This is a genomic window from Candidatus Streptomyces philanthi, assembly GCF_059553635.1.
In genome coordinates, this window is sequence record NZ_JCANQV010000349.1 from 1 (window position 1) to 5,496 (window position 5,496).

The 5,496-nt window shown below is 71.4% G+C and carries 3 protein-coding genes; 2 read left to right on the top strand and 1 reads right to left on the bottom strand.

Annotated elements, in window-relative coordinates:
- The first annotated feature begins 558 nt into the window (after positions 1-558).
- On the top strand, positions 559-1,623 hold the full coding sequence (locus tag AC51EU_RS26505; protein ID WP_496269610.1) for a S1 family peptidase: 1,065 nt from the start codon (positions 559-561) through the stop codon (positions 1,621-1,623).
- Positions 1,624-1,728: 105 nt separating this feature from the next.
- Here the strand turns inward: AC51EU_RS26505 and AC51EU_RS26510 are convergent, their stop codons facing one another.
- Positions 1,729-2,178, bottom strand: coding sequence for a subtilase-type protease inhibitor (locus AC51EU_RS26510; RefSeq protein WP_496269611.1), 450 nt, complete (start codon positions 2,176-2,178; stop codon positions 1,729-1,731).
- Between the two features lie 527 nt (positions 2,179-2,705).
- Here AC51EU_RS26510 and adhE point away from each other — a divergent pair.
- Positions 2,706-5,348: a bifunctional acetaldehyde-CoA/alcohol dehydrogenase gene (adhE, locus tag AC51EU_RS26515; RefSeq protein WP_496269612.1), complete on the top strand. Its 2,643-nt coding sequence runs from the start codon at positions 2,706-2,708 to the stop codon at positions 5,346-5,348.
- Positions 5,349-5,496 lie beyond the last annotated feature (148 nt).

Sequence of the window (5,496 nt, forward strand, 5' to 3'; positions counted from 1 at the left end):
TCGGTGACCCGGCCCTGCTCGCGGACCCCGGCCCCGCCCCGGAACCCCTCGCCGAGCCCGGCCCGCCCGCACCGGAGCCCGGCCCGGAACGCCGCCGCCGCTCCTGACGCCGCCCCTGACATCGGACGGCCGCCGTTCCTGACGCGGCGGCGCCCGTCATCTCCCTGAAACCGCCACATCTTTCCGCACGGCCCGAAGGCAGCCCTTCGGGCCGTGCGCCGCGCGGGGGAGGGGCGTCTTCCGGACAGCCCCGGGCTCACGCCCCGCACGTCACCGGTTCCGCTCTGTTGCCACAGGTGTTCGTCCTGAGGGACGACGTGCGCGGATATCGGGGTGACCGTGGTGTGAGGAAAAGGTGAACTCTCGTACCGGCGACCGGAAGTCGGCCTTGTGCCCGACGGAGACGGGTGGGGATACTCGGCGACGCACGTTGGCATGGACGCGACTCCCCGAGGTGCGGACGTCGGGGCAGTTCCCGGTCCATGGGTCGAACCACTCCACTCTCCGGGCCCTCACCGTCCCCACACGGCGGGCCCTTCCCCCCACGGGAGGCATGAGTTGAAGCACCGTCGCACTTCCCAGCGTCGCGCGGTCCTGGCCGGTGCCGGGGCGTTGGCGCTCGCCGCCACCGCGACCCTCGCGATGGCCGGCACCAGCACGGCCACCGCACCCACCCCCCGCACCCTCTCCTCGGACCAGGCGACGACGCTCGCGTCGCAGCTGAAGACCGGAACGGCCGGCGCGTTCTACGACGCCAAGGCCAAGAAGCTCGTGGTCAACGTCGTCGACGAGAAGGCCGCCGCGGCGGTCCGCGCGAAGGGTGCCGAGGCCAGAATGGTCGGGCACACCCTGGCGCAGCTCGACTCGGCCCGCCGGACGCTGGCGGCCAAGGCCACCATCCCGGGCACCGCCTGGAGCATGGACCCGGTCAGCAACAAGGTCGTGGTGACCGCCGACAGCACCGTCAAGGGCGCGTCCCTCGACCGGCTGTCCAAGGTCACCAAGGGTCTCGGTGACACGGTCGAACTCCGCCACAGCAAGGGCGAGTTCAAGCCGCTGATCGCCGGTGGTGACGCGATCTGGGGCAGCAGCGCCCGCTGTTCGCTCGGCTTCAACGTCGTCAAGGGCGGCCAGCCCTACTTCCTGACGGCCGGCCACTGCGGCAACGCCGTCAAGGACTGGTCCGACCAGCAGGGCGGCCAGACGGTGGCGAGCACCGAGGAGTCCACCTTCCCCGGAAGCGACTACTCCATCGCCCGCTACACCGGGGACGCCGACCACCCCAGCGAGGTGGACCTCTACAACGGCAGCACCCAGAAGATCACCAAGGCCGCGGACGCGACCGTCGGTGAGAAGGTGCAGCGCAGCGGCAGCACCACCCAGGTGCACGACGGCACCGTCAAGGCGCTCGACGCCACCGTCAACTACCAGGAGGGCACGGTCAACGGTCTGATCCAGACCGACGTCTGCGCCGAGCCCGGTGACAGCGGCGGCGCCCTCTTCGACGGCGAGTCGGCGCTCGGCCTCACCTCCGGCGGCAGCGGCGACTGCTCGCAGGGCGGCGAGACCTTCTTCCAGCCCGTCCCGGCGGCGCTCCAGGCGTACGGCGCCGAGATCGGCTGACCCGCACCACCCCGCCGCCGGGCCCGTCCCGCGCGGCGGGGCCACCGGCCCCCGGACGGATGCGACGTCCGGGGGCCGGTGCCGTGCCGGGGGCGGGCCGGCCGGTCAGAACTCGAACACCGCGCCCTTGCCGTCGAGCATCGCGCAGGGGTTGGCGAAGGTGTGGGTGTACGAGACGCGGCGGCCCTCCCACACACCGTCCGCCGTCACCACGACCGGGTTCCACTCCTTGGTACACATCCGCGTACCGCCGGCCTGGACCACCTTGTCGAACTGGCCGGCGACCTCGCGCAGCTGGGCGCAGGCGGCCTTCGGGGCCGGGTGGCTGCCGGACGGCGGCAGGCAGTTCAGGGTGACCGCGCGCTGCACCGCGGCGCTCGCGCGGTTCTCGCCCTGGCCGACGGTGAGGACCAGTGCCGTCGGGGCGTACAGCGCGGTGGTCCGGGCGGGCTGCTCCGGCGTGGCGTCCTTGGCGGTGGCGGCCTGCGCACCGCCGGCCATGGTGCCGAGGACCAGAGCCGCGGCGAGCGCGATCCCCCCAGTGATGTACCGCATTCCGAACACTCCCTTGCTCGTTGGTGCAGATACCGGACGGGAGTCTGTCTCAGCGGGAACGATGAACGCATCCGAAGCGATCGCTTTCGGTCGATAGATGAAAGCTGAGAGTAATGGCGTGAACGGATGCGGTCGCGCGGCGGGGGAGCGGTGGGGATTCCGTGTGCGGCCTGGGGGGATGTGGTGCGTGGCGGCGGCGGACCGGCCGCCCCCGGAGGCGCGGGGGCATGGGTATCCGGCCGCCGCGTGGGGCCCCGGCGGTGGTGCGGCGGCCCGGTGAATGGCCGAACGGGGGCGTCCGGGCGTATACGAGCCGCCGTTCCGCATGTTTCGTGAAAGTTTTCACAAGTGGTGGACGGACTTTGGTCCCTGTACATCACCGCAGGTCGGAGCGGTGATCAAAGTCCCCGCCCCGGAAACGAAGGGACTTCGGGCCCGGCTTTTCAGGGCGTTTGCCGTCACGGGCGCGCCCGCGGTGGAGATCTGATGGAGACATCAGGATCCGCTCCAGGCAAGGAGGACCTGCCATGCAGGCCAGGGAGAACAGCGCACCGGACCCCGCGGTGGAAGGAGCGGTCGACGACCTCGTCGAGCGGGCGCTGAAGGCGCTCGCCGCCTTCGAGGCGTTCACCCAGGAAGAGGTCGACCACATCGTCACCAAGGCCGCCCTCGCGGCGCTCGCGGCCCACGGGGACCTCGCGCGGCTCGCGGTGAAGGAGACCGGCCGCGGCGTCTTCGAGGACAAGGCCGTCAAGAACCTCTTCGCCTGCGAACACGTCACCCACTCCATGGCCGGCCTGCGCACCGCCGGGGTGATCCGCCGCGACGACCTGGAGGGCGTCACCGAGATCGCCGAACCGGTCGGCGTCGTCTGCGCGATGACCCCCGTCACCAACCCGACCTCGACCACCGTCTTCAAGGCCCTCATCGCCCTGAAGACCCGCAACCCGGTCGTCTTCGCCTTCCACCCCTCGGCCCAGCGGTGCAGCGCCGAGGCCGCCCGGATCGTCCGCGAGGCGGCCGTCGCGGCGGGCGCGCCCGAGGACTGCGTCCAGTGGATCGAGCGGCCCTCGATGGCCGCCACCCACCACCTCATGCACCACGAGGGCGTCGCCACCATCCTCGCCACCGGCGGCAACGCCATGGTCCGGGCCGCCTACTCGTGCGGCAAGCCGGCCCTCGGCGTCGGCGCGGGCAACGTCCCCGCCTATGTCCACAAGAGCGCGGACCTGCGCCGCGCGATCCACGACATCGTGCTCTCCAAGGCGTTCGACCACGGCATGATCTGCGCCTCCGAACAGGCCGTCGTCCTCGACACGGAGATCTACGACCAGGGCCTGGCCGAACTGCGCAGGCTCGGCGCGTACCTCGTCTCCCCGTCCGAGAAGACCCTGCTGGAGGAGTACGTCTTCGGCACCACCGCCTTCGCGCACAACTGCGCCGAGGCCCGGCTGAACGCCGAGGTCGTCGGCAGGTCCGCGGCCGAGGTGGCGGAGCGGGCCGGCTTCACCGTCCCCGAGGGCACCCTCGTCCTGGTCGCCGAGTGCGCCGAGGTCGGCCCCGGCGAACCCCTCACCCGCGAGAAGCTCTCGCCCGTCCTGGCCTGCCTGCGCGCCGGCTCCACAGAGGAGGGCATCGAACTGTCCGCGCGGATGGTCGAGTTCGACGGCCTCGGGCACAGCGCCGCCGTCCACACCAGGGACGAGGAGCTGGCCGAGGAGTTCGGCAAGCGGGTCAAGGCGGTCCGGGTGATCGTCAACTCGCCCTCGACCTTCGGCGGCATCGGCGACGTCTACAACGCCTTCCTGCCCTCGCTCACCCTCGGCTGCGGCTCGTACGGACACAACTCGGTCTCCGGCAACGTCACCGCCGTCAACCTCGTCAACATCAAGCGGATCGGACGGCGCAACACCAACATGCAGTGGTTCAAGGTCCCCCCGAAGATCTACTTCGAGCGCAACGCGCTGCGCTACCTGGGCGAGATGCCCGGGATCGAGCGGGTCGCGCTCGTCACCGACGCGACGATGTCCGCCCTCGGCTTCGTACGGAAGGCCACCGGCATCCTCCAGCGGCGCGCGCACCCGGTGGTCGTCCAGGTCATCGACAACGTCGAGCCCAACCCGGAACTGGCGACCGTCAAGGAGGGCGCCGCCCGGATGCGGGACTTCCGCCCGGACACGATCATCGCGCTGGGCGGCGGCTCGGTGATGGACGCCGCCAAGATCATGTGGCTGATGTACGAGCGGCCCGAGGTGGAGTTCGCGGACACCAAGGAGAAGTTCTTCGACATCCGCAAGCGCGCCTACAAGTTCCCCTCCCTGGGGGAGAAGGCCAGGCTGGTGGCCGTGCCCACCACCTCGGGCACCGGCTCCGAGGTCACCCCCTTCGCCGTCATCTCCGACCCCGGGGCCGCGCAGAAGTACCCGCTCGCCGACTACGCGCTCACCCCCGACGTCGCCATCGTCGACCCGGAGCTGCCGCTGCGCCTCCCGCCCGCCGTCACCGCCGACTCCGGCTTCGACGCCCTCACCCACGCCACCGAGGCGTATGTCTCGGTCTACGCCAACGACTACACCGACGGACTCTGCCTCCAGGCCATCAAGCTGATCTTCGAGAACCTGGAGCGCTGCGTGGTGGCCGGCGCCGAGGACCCCGAGGCCCGCGAGAAGATGCACAACGCCTCGACGGTCGCCGGAATGGCCTTCGCCAACGCCTTCCTCGGCATGGTCCACGCGATGGCGCACACCCTGGGCAACACCTTCCATGTCGCCCACGGCCGCACCAACGCCCTCCTGCTGCCCCACGTCATCCGCCACAACGGCCGTCTCACCGGCAAGGCGACCCCCTGGCCGAAGGCGGAGGTCTACCGCGCCCCCGAACGGTTCCAGGAGATCGCGAGGGCGCTCGGACTGCCGGCCGCCACCCCCGAGGAGGGCGTCGAGTCCTACGCGCGGGCCGTCGAGGACCTGCGCGACCGCTGCGGCATCCCCGCCTCCTTCCGGGACGCCGGCGTCGACGAGGAGGAGTTCCTCGCCGCCCTGCCCCGCCAGGTCCGCAACGCCTACGCCGACCAGTGCGCCCCCGCCAACCCGCGGATGCCGATGCTCGACGACATGCGACGGCTGATGAAGCAGGCGTACTACGGGGTGAGCGAGCTGCCGCAGGAGTGACGCGGCCGCCCGGCCCAAGGGCCGCCCGGTGCCGGCACACCGGGCGGCCCTTGGCGCGCCTCTGGTGGTTTACGGCACCCGGGCGTACGGTGCGGCCGTCCCGGAAGCCGACGGACGGGAGCACCGCACATGACCCTGGACCGCTTCG

What these genes read in the sequence shown, in the direction of transcription:
- adhE (WP_496269612.1), top strand. Translation starts at nt 2,706, where the DNA reads ATGCAGGCCAGGGAGAACAGCGCACCGGACCCCGCGGTGGAAGGAGCG.
- AC51EU_RS26510 (WP_496269611.1), bottom strand. Translation starts at nt 2,178, where the DNA reads ATGCGGTACATCACTGGGGGGATCGCGCTCGCCGCGGCTCTGGTCCTC.